Source organism: Neoaquamicrobium sediminum, assembly GCF_013240295.1.
GTDB classification, from domain to species: domain Bacteria; phylum Pseudomonadota; class Alphaproteobacteria; order Rhizobiales; family Rhizobiaceae; genus Aerobium; species Aerobium sediminum.
The window spans coordinates 1-14,815 of sequence record NZ_JABETK010000002.1 but is presented as its reverse complement, the minus strand read 5'-3'; the positions used below and the strand labels follow the sequence as shown (position 1 = coordinate 14,815).

Below are 14,815 nucleotides of genomic sequence, written 5' to 3'. Positions count from 1 at the left end.
TGGGCCGGATAACGTAGTATGCTATTATAATCTGATGGTATTATTTTGCTACTGACGAATACGAAAAAGAGACATATGGCTGGAAAACGGAGTTACGACGATGGCTGCGCCGCAGCGTTTGCACTGGATCTGATCGGCGAGCGCTGGGCTTTGCTGGTGGTTCGCGAGCTGATGTTCGGGCCGAAGCGCTTCTCTGACCTGAAGGCCGACCTGCGCACGATCACGCCCAACATCCTGACACAGCGGCTGGAAGACCTGGAGGTGGCAGGGATCATCACCCGGCGCCGTCTCCCGCCGCCGGCAGCATCATCCGTCTACGAACTTACCCCTTGGGGTCGCGCGCTGGAGCCGGTCTTGGTCGAGCTCGGGCGGTGGGGCGCACAGTCGCCTGCCCTGCCACAGGGCAGGCCGATCAGCGCGGCGTCGGTGGTGCTGTCGCTCCGAACACTGTTCGACCCGACGATTGCGGGCGACGCGGCGTTACGGCTCTCGCTCGTTCTCGACGGTGTGCCGTTCAGCGTTCGGGTAAGTAACGGAGAATTCGAAGTCGCAGCGCATCGGCACGACGGCAATGCCGACGCCGAGGTGGTAACCGAGGCCTCGACACTGGACTCGCTGCTTGCCAACAATACCGATCTGGATCGTGCCCTTGCCAGCAAGGATGTTGAGCTCACCGGCGACCGTGGGGCTTTCGAATGCTTCCTGTCATGGTTCCCGCTGCCGGTCGAAGATAACACGGCAGCGGGGTAAGGTTTGCGGGCGAAGGCCTCAGGCTGTCGGCAGCTCGTAGGTTTCGAACTGCTTGCGCAGCGTCGTCTTCTGGATCTTGCCGGTGGCGGTATGGGGAATCTCGTCAACGAAGACCACGTCGTCCGGCATCCACCATTTTGCGATCTTCCCTTCCATGAAGCCGAGTAGCTCGTCCTTGGATGGCTCCTTGCCCGGCTTGCGCACGACGACCAGCAAAGGCCGTTCATCCCATTTCGGATGCGCGATACCGATAACAGCGGCCTCAGCGACGTCAGGATGCCCGACCGCAAGGTTTTCCAGATCGATGGTCGAGATCCACTCACCGCCGGACTTGATCACGTCCTTGGCCCGGTCGGTGATCTGCATGTAGCCCTGCGGATCGATGTGGGCGACATCGCCCGTGTCGAACCAGCCTTCATCATCGAACTGCTCGGTGCCGGCGCCGCCGTAATAGGCGCGCGCCACCGCCGGGCCGCGCACCTTGAGCCTGCCGAAAGTCTTTCCATCCCACGGCTGGTCATGGTTTTCGTCGTCGGTGACCTTCATCTCCACGCCGAAGGGCGCGAAACCCTGCTTCTGCTGTATGTCGAGCTTGGCGTCGCCTTCCAGTTCCAGATATTCCGGCTTGATCGTCGCCAGCGTGCCGAGTGGAGACATTTCGGTCATGCCCCATGCGTGGATGACCTCGACGTCGTAGTTCTCCTGGAACTTCTTGGTCATGGCGCGCGGGCAGGCAGAGCCGCCGATCACTACTTTCTTCAGATGTGGCAGCTTCTTGCCGGTTTCCTCCAGATGCTGCAGCAGCATCAACCACACGGTCGGCACCGCGGCGGTGAAGGTCACCTTCTCAGTGTCCAGCAGTTCGTAAATCGCCTCGCCGTCCATGCGCCCGCCGGGCATGACGAGCTTTGCCCCGCACATGGGTCCGCTCTGTGCAAGCCCCCACGCATTGGCGTGGAACATAGGCACCACCGGCAGCACCGTATCGCGCGAGGAAAGCCCCATCGCATCAGGCACAAGGGCGATCATGGCGTGAAGCACGTTCGAGCGATGGGAATAGACCACGCCCTTCGGATCGCCGGTGGTGCCCGACGTATAGCACATGCCGCAGGCAGCCGTTTCCTCAAGCTGCTTCCAGCGGAAGTCGCCGTCCGCTTCGGCTAGCCATTCCTCATAGGCTATCGCGTTCGGGAGTGAGGTCTGCGGCATGTTCGCCTTGTCGGTGAAGACGATCACGCGCTTCACGGACGGCACCTGCGGGACGATCTTCTCGGCCAGCGGCACGAAGGTCAGGTCGACGAACAGCGCCTTGTCCTCGGCATGGTTCATGATCCATGCGATCTGTTCGGGGAAAAGCCTCGGATTGAGCGTGTGGTAGACACCGCCAACACCCATGATGCCGTACCAGGCCTCCAGATGCCGCCCGGTATTCCAGGCCAGCGTGGCGATCCGGTCTCCGGCGGCAAAGCCCTCGCGTTCGAGAAGCTGTGCCGCCTTCAGCGCGCGCTGGCGTGTCTCGGCATAGGTCGTGCGCACGATCGGCCCCTCGACCGAGCGCGAAACGATCTCGCGCGCGCCGTGCTGCGTTGCCGCGTGGTCCAGTATCTTGTGGCAGAGCAGCGGCCAATCCTGCATCAATCCATGCATCGCGTTCCTCCTCCTTTTTTGGCTGTCGGCAGTCTTCGCCGGAACACGCGGCTTGTCCAGTCTCCCGCCTTCGAAATTCACCCTGGCATGTGGTTGGCGGCGGCAAATCCGGGAAACCGGAAGGGTGCTTCAACCCCTCGATTCCAAGGTCGTCCGGGCATCCTCGGACCGTTCGCCACAAAGCCGCCATCTTTGCGACCGAACCGTTAATGCGGGGCGGTAAGGGATTCAGTGTCGTAAGAGGCGTCCCATGAATATGTCAGTTGCGGAAACTACTCCTCCGCCCCTTCAGCCCCCTCCCCCGCCCGCCGTCATAGCATCGCTCGAAGCCGTCGAGATCGAGCTGGAGCTCGGCCGCAAGGAGATCGGCGAGGAACAGTACGAGACGACGATCCGCGAAACGGTCGAGGCCGTCGGCGGCGTGCTCCTGTTCCAGATGAAGATCGAGAAGGAAGGTGTCGGCCACTGGGTGGCGGCGATCGCGCTCGAAAGTGCCGAAGGCCGCGAGATCGCGATCATCGACCTGCCATGCAGCGGGGAAAGCGCCAGTGTCATCCCGGCATCCGAGAGCGACCTGCCGATTGCACGAATTGCGGCCGCCTATGCGAGCCTCGCGGACTGCTGGGCGACCGCCGCCTGAAACATCGCCGGGATGGTCCAGCATCCACGGCGATGTGAACCAGCTTCCGCGCGACCTTACGCGACCATCCGTTAGCAGGTAGGTTTGGTCTCCACCAAGGAGGCCATGATGACCCAGCCGATCCCGCTCACCAATCTTCAGGCACGCGACATTGCGTCCGTGCTGCATCCATACACGCCGATCCACAAGCTCGGTGAGATGGGGCCATTGGTGATCGAGCGCGGCGAAGGTGTCTACGTCTACGACACGCAGGGAAAGCCCTATATCGAAGGCATGTCCGGTCTGTGGTGCGCGGGCCTCGGCTTCGGCGACGAGGAGATGGTGGAGGCCGCCACCGCGCAGCTCCGTTCGCTTCCCTACTATCACCTGTTCGGTGCCAAGGGCACGGAATCGGCGATCGAGCTCGCCGAGAAGCTGAAGGAGATCGCGCCGATGCCGATCTCCAAGGTGTTCTTCACCTCCTCAGGATCGGAGGCCAACGACACCCAGGTGAAGCTTGCCTGGTACATGAACAACGCGCTCGGCAGGCCCGACAAGAAGAAGATCATCTCGCGGATGAAAGCCTACCATGGCGTGACCGTCATGTCGGCATCGCTGACCGGCCTGCCCTATAACCATATGGGCTGGGATCTTCCGGTTGACCGGGTGCTGCATACCGACTGCCCGCACTACTATCGCTTCGGAGCGGAGGGCGAGAGCGAGGCCGAGTTCGTGGCGCGGATCGTGGGCTCGCTGCGCGATCTCATCGAGCGCGAGGGGCCGGACACCATCGCGGCGATGATCGCCGAACCCGTGATGGGCGCCGGCGGCGTGATCGTGCCGCCGGCCGGCTACTATCCGGCCATTCAGGAAGTGCTCGACGAGCACGACATCATCCTGATCGACGACGAGGTCATCAACGGTTTCGGACGTACCGGCAACTGGTGGGGTTGCCAGACGCTCGGCATGAAGCCGACGACCATCTCGGCCGCCAAACAGCTGACGGCAGCCTATGCGCCGCTGGGCGCCGTCATGGTGCCGGAGGACATCTATCAGGCCTATGTGGACCATTCGGCCAAGATCGGCACCTTCGGCCACGGCTTCACCTATGGCGGCCATCCGCTCGGCTGCGCGCTGGGGGTCAAGGCGATCGAGATTTACCAGCGGCGCGACATACTCGGCCACGTCCGCAAGCTTGCTCCGGTTTTCGAGAAGCGCATGCGCAAACTGGCGGACCATCCGCTGGTCGGCGAAGCACGCTATTGCGGGCTTGTCGGCGGCGTGGAGCTGGTAGCCGACAAGGCGACCAGGCGCAGCTTCGACGCCAAGTCCGGCGTCGGCGCGCAATGCGCGCGGTTCTGCGAGGCGCATGGTGCGATCCTGCGCGGGATCGGCGACACCATCGCGCTGTGCCCGCCGATGATCATTACGGAGAGCGAGTTGGAAGAGCTTTTCGACCGGCTGGAAAAGGCCCTCGACGATTGCGAGGCATGGGTCTCGACGCAAGGGTTGCGCGCCAGCTAGCCGGCTAGCCCTTCACATCCCGGCTGGCATTCCTACCTTCAGCTTTGAGAAGCGACGAAGGAGCAAGCCATGCCCAACCCCGCACCCGGTTTCCAGCGTCGACCGGACCATCGGATCGTTGTCGAGCCCTACACGGGCACGGTAACGGTTCGCTTTGGCGACACGGTGATCGCATCATCCGAACGGGCGCTCGAGCTGCGCGAAGGCAGTTATCCGCCCGTCCTCTATCTTCCCCTGGAGGATATCTATCTCGAGCATTTCGAGAAAAGCGCGACGACCACGCATTGTCCGTTCAAGGGCGATGCGACCTACTGGAGCGTCCGCGCCCACGGCGCGGCAGCCGCCGATGTCCTGTGAGTTTACGAAGAGCCCTACGACGAGATGACCGCCATAGCCAGCCACGGCGCCTTCTACCCTGACAAGGTCAGGATCGACGCCGCGAAGCCGTAGCGGTCAGAGCTGCTCCAGGATCACCGCGGCGCCCGACGTGACGGCGCTGCCGGGAGAATCCTCGATGTTCAGCGCGGTGACCGTGCCATCTTCGACGATCATCGAGAAACGCGCCGAGCGCAGGCCGAGGCCGCGTGCGGACATGTCGAGATCGAGCCCGGTCGCCTTGGCGAAGTCACCGCTGCCGTCGGCCAGATAGAGCAGCTTGCCCTCGCCGCCGGTGAAGCGGGCCCAGGCCGACATCACGAAGGCGTCGTTGACGGCGACGACGGCGATGGTGTCGACGCCGCGCGCCAGGATCGCATCGTAATTCTCGAGATAGCCGGGCAGATGGTTGTTGGAGCAGGTCGGCGTGAACGCGCCTGGAACGCCGAACAGGACGACCTTCTTGCCGGCGAAGATATCCGCCGTGTTCAGGTCTTTCATCCCGTCTTCGGTCATCGTCTTCAAGCTGACATCGGGCAGTTTCTGTCCAACGGCGATCGTCATCGTGTTTACCTCAGGCAGAGCGGGAGATTGGTTATTGGTGGGACGAAACGGTTAGCCTTTGCCCAGCGCGAACGCAACAGGTCACGGCAGATCGAGGGTTCCGCTGACCGCGCCCGCGCTGGTGATCAGCGTGTAGGCAAGCTGTTTGTCGCCGCCAGCCTCGTCGCGATCGTGGACGGCTATGCTGAAAGTGCGTGATGCAACATCTAGCTCGGCCGTGCCCAGCACCAGCGTTTCGGTTCCGGCCACGAAAAGTTCCAGCGGCTTCACATTCTCTGGCAACTTTGCCTCGACCTGCATCCGATCACCCGACATATCGACCGCTCTGGCCTCAAATCCCGCTCGTGCCGGCCCCGGCATCGCGGCAAATGCCGCAGCGACGGCGGTCATGTCATCTCCGGCATGAGCGTTGGCATTCGGGTCCAGGGTCAGCCGCGCCTGCACCGGCACGCAGATGCTTTCGCAGACGCCGAGAAAGACATCCGCCTCTACCTGTTCGTGTTCCGTATCGTCGGGCAGCGTGAATGTGAGCCCGAGCGAAACCGATTTGTCGTAGCCGGCCCAGATGGAATAACCGTCATCGAACCGCTTGGGCGCCGGGTAGTCGATCTGGACCGGCGTCTCGTTCCCGTCAGCCAGGATCGCGACCGTCGGAGGCACACCCGACTCGCCAGGGTCGCGCCAGTAGGTTTTCCAGCCACGATCGAGCTTGATCTCCAGAGCGCCGCGCACCTGCCCGCTGGCATCGGGCGCGCCGCTGGTCACGATGCGTATCGCGCCTCCCTCGACGTCATGCCATTCGCTGGAAGCAGCCTGAGCGTGACCTGCGCCGGCCACGGCAAGGACAAGCAGCGATGCGGAAATGCGGGTGATTTTCATGGGCTGGAACTTGGTACGGTTCCGTCTGTTTCGCAATCGGCGGCGATATGCTCATCATCATAATTGTGTGAGCGAAAAGCCGCAGCCCGATTGCGGGCTCGCTACGTCTTTCAAGCGGCAAGGAAACAGGCTAGCCTTCCATCATGGATATTCCGGGTTCAAAGACGTCGGCGCGGGCTGGCTTCCTAGACGACCAGTTCCTCATCGCCATGCCGGGCATGAAGGACGAGCGCTTCGCGCGCTCGGTTATCTACATCTGCGCGCACAGCGAGGAAGGCGCGATGGGCCTGATCATCAATCAGGTTCAGGAAATGCTGTTCCCGGACCTGCTGGTGCAGCTTGGCGTACTCGACGAGAAGCAGGCGATCCGCCTGCCGCCGCAGGCGCGTGATCTCGTCATCCGTCATGGTGGACCCGTCGACCGAAGCCGCGGCTTCGTTCTTCACAGCGACGACTACATGGTCGAATCCTCGATGCCGGTGTCGGATGAGATCTGCCTGACGGCAACCGTCGATATCCTGCGCGCAATCTCGGCGGGCAGCGGGCCCCGCCACGCGCTGATGGCGCTGGGTTATTCGGGATGGGGTGCCGGACAGCTGGAGCACGAGATCGCCGAGAATGGCTGGCTCACCTGCCCTGCCACCATGGACCTGCTGTTCGATCCCGATCTCGACCGCAAATACGATCGGATTCTCGCCTCACTCGGCATCAACCCCGCGCATCTGAGCATCGAGGCCGGCCACGCCTGATCGAAACGCAGGCATATCGGCAGTATTCTCCGAGCGGGCGCTGGCGTATCAGGCCTGCACCAGCGGGAACTGCTCCTTGAGCAGCTTGACCGCCGCGTCGGCCTGCATGGGCGGGCCGAACATATAGCTCTGCACGTATTCGCAACCCATCTGGCGAAGCTCCAGCGCATCGTTTTCGTCGGCAACGCCCTCTGCAACGACCGACAGGCCGAGTTCATGCGCCATGTTGACCATCGACCGCAGCAGCACTGCCCGCTTCGGGCTGGCATCGTCGACGAAGCTCTTGTCGATCTTGATCGTGTCGAACGGAAAGCGGGTGAGATAGGCGAGCGACGAATAGCCGGTGCCGAAATCGTCGAGCGACAGGCCGATACCCAACTGCTTGAGCTTGGCCAGGATGTGGGCCGATTGCTCGGGATTGTCCATCACGAGCGACTCCGTCAATTCCAGCCGGAAGCAGCGCGGCTTGAGATTGGCTCGAGCCACGATGGACCGCACGTCGCTTACGAGGTCCCGGCGGATGAGTTGGCGGCTCGACAGATTCACCGAGACTGAAAGCGGCACGTCGCCGACCTGTTTCTGCCACGAAGCAAGATCGTCCGCTGCCTGTTGCATCGCAAACAGGCCAAGCTGCACGATCAATCCGCAGCTTTCGGCCACAGGAATGAAATCGGAAGGTGGAATCGATCCGCGCCGTGGATGCTCCCAGCGCAGCAACGCCTCGAAGCCGGCGATCGAACGATCTTCGAGGCGCACGATCGGCTGGTAGGCAAGCCTCAGCTCCGAGCGCTCGACCGCACGGCGAAGGTCCGATTCAAGCTGCAGCCTGTCCGTACCCACGGAACGGAATGCAGGCCGGAAAGGCTCGATACGGTCACCCCCGAAGCGCTTGGCCTGATGCATGGCCAGTTCCGCGTCCTTCACCATGTCCTCGGCCCCGGCCTGCGACGAGTTCCACGAAACGAGGCCAATGGACGCGGCCAGCACGATCTCGCGCTTGGCGAAGGTGATCGGCGCGTTGATCGCCTGTTTCACCGCATCCGCGACGCCTGCGATGCGTGCGGGATCCTGTTCGGAAAGCAGCAGCAGCGCGAACTGATCGCCACCGAAGCGGGAAAGCGAATCGCGTGGCTTGAGAAGCCTGTGCAGACGCCTCGCAATCGTCAGCAGGATTGTGTCGCCAGCGGAGATGCCGAGCCCGTCATTGACCTGCTTGAAGCGGTCGATGTCGATCACCATTACGGTCGGGCGAACACTCTCCTCGGTCCGCGCGATGGAGATCACCGCTTCCAGCCGGTTGAGAAACAGTTCGCGGCTCGGCAGTCCGGTCAGGTTGTCGTGAACGGCATCGTGCAGCAGACGCTCTTCCGCCTTCTTCTGCTCGGTCACGTCGACCAGCGTCCCGACGCAACGGATGACCTCGCCGTCGGAGCCGATGACCGGCCGGGCGCGCAATGTGAACCAATGATAATGGCCGTCGGCGCCGCGCAGCCGGAAGGATTGCGAGACGCGGCCGCGGCGATGTTCGAGTATCACATCGAGCGTCGTACGGAACGTATCGCGATCATCGACATGCAGCGCCGGCAGCCAGTTGCGGGCGGCTCCATGGAGGGTTCCAGGCGCAAGACCGAGCTGTTTGGAGACGTCGGGTTTCGTCACCACGCGGTCGCGCAGCACATCCCAGTCCCAGACGATGTCGCCGGCCCCGGTCACGGCCAGCGCCTGCCGCTCCATGTCGCTGAAAAGCCCCTGATGCAGGGCACCGCCCGCAAAGGCGTGCTGCATGACCGTGAAGCCGATCAGCAGAATGATCAGGATGAGACCGCCACCCAGCGCGGGTTGGACGATGTCGTTGTCCAGCACGCCCGTCACAGCCATCCAAGAGCCGACAAGCCATGCAAGGATCATCAGCCAGCTCGGCACCAGCATGATCGCGCGATCATAGCCCTGGAACGACAGATAGGCGATGAGGCCGATACCGGCGACCGCCGTCAGCGCGAAAGAGAAACGCGCCACCCCGGCAGCAATCGACGCGTCGAAGAGCGCCACGCCGGCGAGAGCCAGAAGCGCCATTATCCACGCGACAGCGCCGTAGCTGAAATGCAAATGCCAGCGATTCAAGTTCAGATAGGTGAACAGGAAGACCACGAAGGTGGCCGCCAGCGCTACCTCGGTGCCTGCGCGCCATAGCTGCTCATTGCCGGCTGTAATGTCCAACACCTGATTGAGGAAGCCGAAGTCGATGCAGATATATGCCAGCACCGCCCACGAAAGCGCCGCCGTGGCGGGGAACATCGACGTGCCCTTGACCACGAAAAGGATGGTGAGAAACAAGGCCAGCAGACCGGCAATGCCGATCACGATGCCACGGAACAGCGTGTAGGAGTTTGTGGTGTCCTTGTAGGCCTCCGGTTCCCACAGATAGACCTGCGGCAGCCGTGGGGACGAAAGTTCGGCGATGAAGGTGACGACCGATCCCGGATTGAGGGTGACGAGGAAAACGTCCGCGTCGCGGCTGGCCTGGCGGTCGAGCGCGAAACCCTCGCTCGGCGTGATCGCGGCGATGCGGTTCGAACCGAGGTCGGGCCAGACCAGACCCGATCCAACCAGCCTGAAATGCGGCGCGACGATCAGCCGGTCGAGCTGCTCGTCGGTCGTGTTGGCGAGGGCGAAGACCGCCCAGTCGCCGCTTGAGCGCTCGTCCAGCGCTTCGACCTCGATGCGCCGCACGATTCCATCGACGCCGGGAGCCGTCGACACCTGAAAATTCTCGCCCTGGAAGCGGTAGATTTCGACGGCGCGCGACAGGTCGAGCGCGACATCCTCACGCGAAATCTTGATCGGCTCGATCGCGGAAGCGGGAAATGCCAGCATCGCAAATACCAGCGCCAGAAAGGCGCATGCGAGCCGTTGCCCCGTTCGCACTGTCGATCTCAAACGTTCAGCCTTTTGTTTCAGCGTCCCGACGCTCGTCCGCGATCAGGGCGTATATGTAGTGATCCTGCCAGACCCCGTTGATGCGCAGGTATGAACGCAACAGTCCTTCACGTGTGAATCCGGCTTTTTCAAGCACGCGGATCGAACGTGCGTTTTCTGGAATACAGGCGGCCTCGATACGGTGCAACCTCATCGCGCCGAACGCATGGGAAATCAGAGCGCGGATGGCATCCTGCATGTACCCCTTGCCGGCGTAACGCTCGCCCATCCAGTACCCAATCTGTGCCGATTGCGAGACGCCGTAGCGGATATTGCCGATGGTGACGCCGCCGATGAGCCGATCAGTCTCGTTCTCGAAAATCAGGAACGCAATGGCAGTGCCCGCCGCAAATTCCTCTCGGTAGCGGCGGATGCGGTGGCGCCAGCCTGCGCGCTCCAGTTCGTCACGCGCCCAGCGCGGCTCCCACGGTTCCAGGAAGGCGCGGCTCTCGTGCCTCAACGCCGCCCATTCGTGGTAGTCGGATGGTGCGGGCAAGCGCAGCGTAACACGCGTGCCCTTGAGCGTCAGCTTCGGACGGCTGAAGAACGGCAGCGCCGGCATTGATGCTGGAGATCAGACGGCGAGCTTGCGCGCGGCCGGCGCAATGCCCAACAGGCGGTCGTTGACGGTCTCGAAGGTGGGCAGCATGCCGACCGGACCGACAGCGGCAATCGTCGGCCTTGTAGAGAACAGGCGCGAAGACAGGTCCGTCAGGCGTTCGATGGTCAGCTTGGACAACCGGTCGACCAGTTCGTCGGTATCGATCGGACGCCCAAACAGCAGAAGCTGGCGCGCGATCTGCCCTGCGCGGCTCGCAGCACTCTCGCGAGACATCATGAGCCCCGCACGATATTGGGCCCGCGCACGGTTAAGCTCCTCCTGACTGATGTCCTTGCCGGCGCGCTGGAGTTCCTCGATGAGCACGGGCACGAGTTCGGCTATGTCGCTGCGCCCCGTGGCAGCGTGGACGCCGAAAACACCGGTGTCCGAAAAGCCCCAATGAAACGCGTAGACGGAATAACAGAGCCCGCGCTTCTCCCGCACTTCCTGGAAAAGCCGGGACGACATGCCCCCACCGAGGATCATGGAAAGCACCTGCGAGGCGTAAAAGTCGCGCACATGATAGGCGCGGCCCTCGAAACCAAGCACGATCTGGGCATCCATCAGGTCACGGCTTTCGCGATAGTCGCCGCCTGTATAGATCGCCTGGCGAGGCTCTTCTATCTTGGCTTGGGCACGGAACCCGCCGAGACGCTTCTCCACCTCACGGACGAACTCGTCATGGGTCACGCCGCCGGCGGCGACCACCACCATGCGGTCTGCCCCATACTGCCGCTCGATGAATTTATGTAGTTGCTCCGAGGTGAAGGATTTCACCGTTTCCGGCGTTCCGAGAATTGAGCGTCCGAGCGTCTGATCGCGGAATGCAGTCTCGGTGAAGCGGTCGAACACGATGTCGTCGGGCGTGTCGTGAGCGGCACCGATCTCCTGAAGGATCACGTGCTGTTCGCGCTCGAGTTCCTGCGGGTCAAACTTTGAGTCGGTCAGGATGTCAGCGAGGATGTCCACTGCGAGCGGAACGTCGTCCTTGAGCACCCGCGCAAAGAAGGAGGTGGTCTCGACGCTTGTCGCCGCATTGATCTCCCCGCCCACATCCTCGATCTCGGAGGCGATCCTCCATGCGCTTCTGCCGCCAGTGCCCTTGAAGGCCATATGTTCCAGCAGATGCGCCAGGCCGTGCTCGTCGTCGCGTTCGTTGCGGGCGCCGGATTTGACCCAGACGCCAAGGGCAACGGACTCGATGTGGGGAAGGGTTTCGGTGGCGACCGTCAGGCCGTTCGACAGACGGCTTACCTCAACACCCATATAGGCTTAACTCCCTGAACTCTCGCGGGCCGCTCTGGACAGGCGGCTGAGATGATCTTCCAACATTTTCGGATCGGATGGAAGCACCGCAAATTTCTCGGGCCGTTCCATCAGGTCGCCGAGCCATACCGGCAGGGCCGGAGACACGCCGCATGCGGCCTCGACGGCCGCCGGGAACTTTGCCGGATGGGCTGTGGAAAGCACGACCATCGGCGTTGTCGACTCCGCCTTCTCGCGCGCGACCTTCACGGCCGTGGCCGTGTGGGGATCGATGAGGTAGCCGGATTTCGCAAGCACGTCGCGGATCGTGTCGGCCGTCTCGGCCATTGACGAGCGGCCGGCGTCGAATTCGGTGCGGATCGCCTCGAGCGCCGGCTTGCCGATCTCGAAGCTGCCGGACTGACGCAGCCCCTGCATCGCCCGCACGACACTGTCGGCGTCTCGGCCATGCGCCTCGAACAGCAGTCGCTCGAAATTGGACGAGACCTGGATGTCCATCGATGGCGACGTGGTCTCCATCACGCCGCGTGTCTCGTAGGTGCCGGTGGCGAGCGTACGCGCCAGAATGTCGTTGTCGTTGGTGGCGATGACCAGACGGTCGATCGACAGGCCCATACGCTTGGCCGCATAAGCGGCGAAGATGTCGCCGAAATTGCCGGTCGGCACGGTGAACGAAACGGCCCGGTCGGGCGCGCCGAGCGAAAGCGCCGACGAGAAATAATAGACGATCTGGGCCATGATGCGCGCCCAGTTGATCGAGTTCACACCGGACAGCCGCACCCTGTCGCGGAAGGCATGGTGGTTGAACATGCCCTTCACGAGGTCCTGGCAATCGTCGAAATTGCCTTCGACGGCGATCGCGTGCACGTTGGCCGCCGTCGACGTCGTCATCTGGCGCTGCTGCACCGGCGAGACCTTGCCATGCGGAAACAGGATGAAGATGTCGGTGCGGTCGCGGCCGGCAAACGCGTCTATGGCCGCGCCACCCGTGTCGCCAGAGGTCGCGCCGGCAATCGTCGCCCGCTCGCCGCGCTCCGCCAGGACGTGATCCATCAGGCGGGCCAGAAGCTGCATCGCCACGTCCTTGAACGCCAGCGTCGGACCGTGGAAGAGTTCGAGCACGAATTCGTTGGGCCCGGTCTGGACGATGGGACAGACGGCTTCGTGGCGGAAGGTGGCGTAAGCTTCCCGGACGATGCGGGCGAACGTCGCCTCGTCGATCTCGCCGCCGACAAACGGGGTGAGCAGCCGCACCGCCAGTTCCGGATAGGCCAGCCCACGCATGGCGCGGATGTCGGCCTCGCTGAACTTCGGCCATTCGGCCGGCACGTAGAGGCCGCCGTCCCGAGCCAGCCCAGCCAGCAGCACGTCGCGGAAACCGAGTGCGGGCGCGCTGCCCCTGGTGCTCACATAACGCATGATTGCTCGTCCATCGTCGGGACCTTGAATCCGGCTACGGAAAAACCGCAATCCAATGGTCGCATTTTCATTGCGGCGTTGGTATAGAACGCCAGCTTTGCATGAGGGAAGTGCAGTTTATGGCTGTCAGTTTGTTTGAACGCAGAAAGCTGGCGGGTATCGCCGCTTGCAGGCTTTATACTCGCCGTCTCCGGATGCCAGTCCGGCGACACTCTCGGCGCGCTCAACCTCGGGGGCGGCGGCAACGCCCAGCCAGCCGCGGCGCCCGACACGCGGGTTACACAGCAGGAGCTTCTGGCCTACTGCCCGTCGGTTGCGCTGCGCAGCGACGGCGCGGTCCACACGACGTACCAGCGCAACGCTGCTGACGATCCCTCGTCCGTGATCTATCAGGCGTCGATCAGCGACACCACGCGAAGCTGCACCTATCAGAACGGCATCATGAACATGACGATCGCCGTGGCGGGCCGTGTGGTCCCCGGCCCTCAGGGCAGCGCCGGTCAGGTCAACCTGCCGCTGCGCGTCACGGTTTTCCGCGACACCGAGCAGGTTCAGTCGGACGTGAAGACCCATCAGGTCAACGTCACGGACATCGCCGGTGCCACGCAGTTCGTGTTCAGCGATGCCAGCATCTCGATGCCGAACCCGACGGCGCGCAACATCCGCGTCCTCGTCGGCTTCGACGAGCCCTCGAACGCCAAGCGCTAGGCTCAGGCGTCTTCCGACCATTCCGACAGCGCGGCCAGCATGGGCGCGAAGTCGGCCCATCGGCGGATCGCGGTCTCGGCGCCCGCCTCCATCAGGAGGTCGGCATGGCCGGGATGGCTGTGCGAGGCGCCGGTGAATCCGATCACCCTCATTCCTGCTGCCTTCGCGCCGGCAACGCCGTGCACCGAATCCTCGACGACAAAGGTTCTGGCGGGATCGGCGCCCATCTTCTCCGCACCGTAGAGGAAGACGTCGGGCGCGGGCTTCGGCTTGCCCGACGGGGTGTCGAGCGACGAAAACACCACGCCATCGAAAAAGGGCAGCAGATGCGTGCGGGTTAGCATGGCGCGCAGGCGCTCTGTGCCGGAATTGGAGCAGATGCAGCGCTTGCCCGTCACCGACGCGACCGCTTCGGCTGCCCCGTCAATGGCGTGACCTCGGCGCCGATCAAATTTCGCGTGGCGCGTGTCGCATCTACCGCTTCCGGGGCGAGAGCCACCTCAGGCGACGGCTTTCCCGGCGTCGACATCATCGGACAACGCTTAGCGGCGACTGAGCCTCGCTCTGGCGGCGGCGATCATCGCGCCGCATTCGACTGTCGGGTCTGGTCCCAAACGACGGTTTCGAGCCACGGCATCGCGCGATCGAGAAAGTTCACCTTTCGACCACTGGTATTGCGATCAGTCGTGTCGCCAGCTTTCTTAACTACCTGTCGGGTATGCGGAACCGGAAGACTAC

The 14,815-nt window shown here is 63.0% G+C and carries 13 protein-coding genes and 1 pseudogene; 6 read left to right on the top strand and 8 right to left on the bottom strand.

Going from position 1 to position 14,815, the window contains the following annotated elements; translation table 11 throughout:
• Positions 1-75: 75 nt before the first annotated feature.
• Positions 76-750, top strand: a complete 675-nt coding sequence (locus HK436_RS11745) for a winged helix-turn-helix transcriptional regulator (protein WP_173190171.1) — start codon at positions 76-78, stop codon at positions 748-750.
• Positions 751-768: 18 nt separating this feature from the next.
• Here the strand turns inward: HK436_RS11745 and HK436_RS11740 are convergent, their stop codons facing one another.
• Complete coding sequence (locus HK436_RS11740) at positions 769-2,397, bottom strand: fatty-acid--CoA ligase (RefSeq protein WP_173190169.1); 1,629 nt, start codon at positions 2,395-2,397, stop codon at positions 769-771.
• Between the two features lie 250 nt (positions 2,398-2,647).
• Between HK436_RS11740 and HK436_RS11735 the strand changes: the two genes are divergently transcribed.
• From HK436_RS11735 to HK436_RS11725, 3 genes are all read left to right on the top strand, one after another.
• Entirely contained in the window at positions 2,648-3,037 is a 390-nt protein-coding gene (locus tag HK436_RS11735; RefSeq protein ID WP_173190168.1) for a hypothetical protein, read from the top strand.
• Between the two features lie 108 nt (positions 3,038-3,145).
• Positions 3,146-4,540, top strand: coding sequence for an aminotransferase (locus HK436_RS11730; protein ID WP_376769190.1), 1,395 nt, complete (start codon positions 3,146-3,148; stop codon positions 4,538-4,540).
• A 69-nt stretch (positions 4,541-4,609) separates the two neighbouring features.
• Positions 4,610-4,897 carry a DUF427 domain-containing protein gene (locus HK436_RS11725; protein ID WP_312860587.1) on the top strand — a complete coding sequence of 96 codons (288 nt, stop codon included), beginning with the start codon at positions 4,610-4,612 and terminating at the stop codon, positions 4,895-4,897.
• A gap of 96 nt (positions 4,898-4,993) precedes the next feature.
• Here HK436_RS11725 and HK436_RS11720 read toward each other — a convergent pair whose 3' ends face one another.
• Together HK436_RS11720 and HK436_RS11715 are read right to left on the bottom strand one after the other, a co-directional pair.
• Positions 4,994-5,479 carry a peroxiredoxin gene (locus HK436_RS11720; RefSeq protein WP_173190164.1) on the bottom strand — a complete coding sequence of 162 codons (486 nt, stop codon included), beginning with the start codon at positions 5,477-5,479 and terminating at the stop codon, positions 4,994-4,996.
• An 81-nt stretch (positions 5,480-5,560) separates the two neighbouring features.
• Complete coding sequence (locus HK436_RS11715; protein WP_173190162.1) at positions 5,561-6,358, bottom strand: protein-disulfide reductase DsbD domain-containing protein; 798 nt, start codon at positions 6,356-6,358, stop codon at positions 5,561-5,563.
• A gap of 143 nt (positions 6,359-6,501) precedes the next feature.
• Between HK436_RS11715 and HK436_RS11710 the strand changes: the two genes are divergently transcribed.
• Positions 6,502-7,107 carry a YqgE/AlgH family protein gene (locus tag HK436_RS11710; RefSeq protein ID WP_173190160.1) on the top strand — a complete coding sequence of 202 codons (606 nt, stop codon included), beginning with the start codon at positions 6,502-6,504 and terminating at the stop codon, positions 7,105-7,107.
• A 48-nt stretch (positions 7,108-7,155) separates the two neighbouring features.
• On the opposite strand, the gene HK436_RS11705 is transcribed toward HK436_RS11710, so the two are convergent.
• From HK436_RS11705 to thrC, 4 genes are all read right to left on the bottom strand, one after another.
• Entirely contained in the window at positions 7,156-9,981 is a 2,826-nt protein-coding gene (locus HK436_RS11705) for a sensor domain-containing phosphodiesterase (protein WP_173190158.1), read from the bottom strand.
• A 67-nt stretch (positions 9,982-10,048) separates the two neighbouring features.
• Positions 10,049-10,645 (bottom strand): GNAT family N-acetyltransferase, encoded by a 597-nt coding sequence (locus HK436_RS11700; protein ID WP_173190156.1) that lies wholly within the window; start codon positions 10,643-10,645, stop codon positions 10,049-10,051.
• A 12-nt stretch (positions 10,646-10,657) separates the two neighbouring features.
• Positions 10,658-11,950 carry a M16 family metallopeptidase gene (locus HK436_RS11695; protein ID WP_173190155.1) on the bottom strand — a complete coding sequence of 431 codons (1,293 nt, stop codon included), beginning with the start codon at positions 11,948-11,950 and terminating at the stop codon, positions 10,658-10,660.
• Between the two features lie 6 nt (positions 11,951-11,956).
• Positions 11,957-13,369, bottom strand: a complete 1,413-nt coding sequence (thrC, locus tag HK436_RS11690; protein WP_173190153.1) for a threonine synthase — start codon at positions 13,367-13,369, stop codon at positions 11,957-11,959.
• A 135-nt stretch (positions 13,370-13,504) separates the two neighbouring features.
• Here thrC and HK436_RS11685 point away from each other — a divergent pair, with 135 nt between their 5' ends.
• Complete coding sequence (locus HK436_RS11685) at positions 13,505-14,077, top strand: hypothetical protein (RefSeq protein WP_173190151.1); 573 nt, start codon at positions 13,505-13,507, stop codon at positions 14,075-14,077.
• Between the two features lie 2 nt (positions 14,078-14,079).
• Here the strand turns inward: HK436_RS11685 and HK436_RS11680 are convergent.
• A pseudogene (locus HK436_RS11680) lies at positions 14,080-14,508 on the bottom strand (HAD-IA family hydrolase); the annotation flags it as partial.
• Positions 14,509-14,815 lie beyond the last annotated feature (307 nt).

Bases quoted from the DNA above. Each gene is read 5' to 3' on its own strand.
- HK436_RS11745 (WP_173190171.1), top strand. From the start codon at position 76: ATGGCTGGAAAACGGAGTTACGACGATGGCTGCGCCGCAGCGTTTGCA.
- HK436_RS11740 (WP_173190169.1), bottom strand. From the start codon at position 2,397: ATGCATGGATTGATGCAGGATTGGCCGCTGCTCTGCCACAAGATACTG.
- HK436_RS11735 (WP_173190168.1), top strand. From the start codon at position 2,648: ATGAATATGTCAGTTGCGGAAACTACTCCTCCGCCCCTTCAGCCCCCT.
- HK436_RS11730 (WP_376769190.1), top strand. From the start codon at position 3,146: ATGACCCAGCCGATCCCGCTCACCAATCTTCAGGCACGCGACATTGCG.
- HK436_RS11725 (WP_312860587.1), top strand. From the start codon at position 4,610: ATGCCCAACCCCGCACCCGGTTTCCAGCGTCGACCGGACCATCGGATC.
- HK436_RS11720 (WP_173190164.1), bottom strand. From the start codon at position 5,479: ATGACGATCGCCGTTGGACAGAAACTGCCCGATGTCAGCTTGAAGACG.
- HK436_RS11715 (WP_173190162.1), bottom strand. From the start codon at position 6,358: ATGAAAATCACCCGCATTTCCGCATCGCTGCTTGTCCTTGCCGTGGCC.
- HK436_RS11710 (WP_173190160.1), top strand. From the start codon at position 6,502: ATGGATATTCCGGGTTCAAAGACGTCGGCGCGGGCTGGCTTCCTAGAC.
- HK436_RS11705 (WP_173190158.1), bottom strand. From the start codon at position 9,981: ATGCTGGCATTTCCCGCTTCCGCGATCGAGCCGATCAAGATTTCGCGT.
- HK436_RS11700 (WP_173190156.1), bottom strand. From the start codon at position 10,645: ATGCCGGCGCTGCCGTTCTTCAGCCGTCCGAAGCTGACGCTCAAGGGC.
- HK436_RS11695 (WP_173190155.1), bottom strand. From the start codon at position 11,950: ATGGGTGTTGAGGTAAGCCGTCTGTCGAACGGCCTGACGGTCGCCACC.
- thrC (WP_173190153.1), bottom strand. From the start codon at position 13,369: ATGCGTTATGTGAGCACCAGGGGCAGCGCGCCCGCACTCGGTTTCCGC.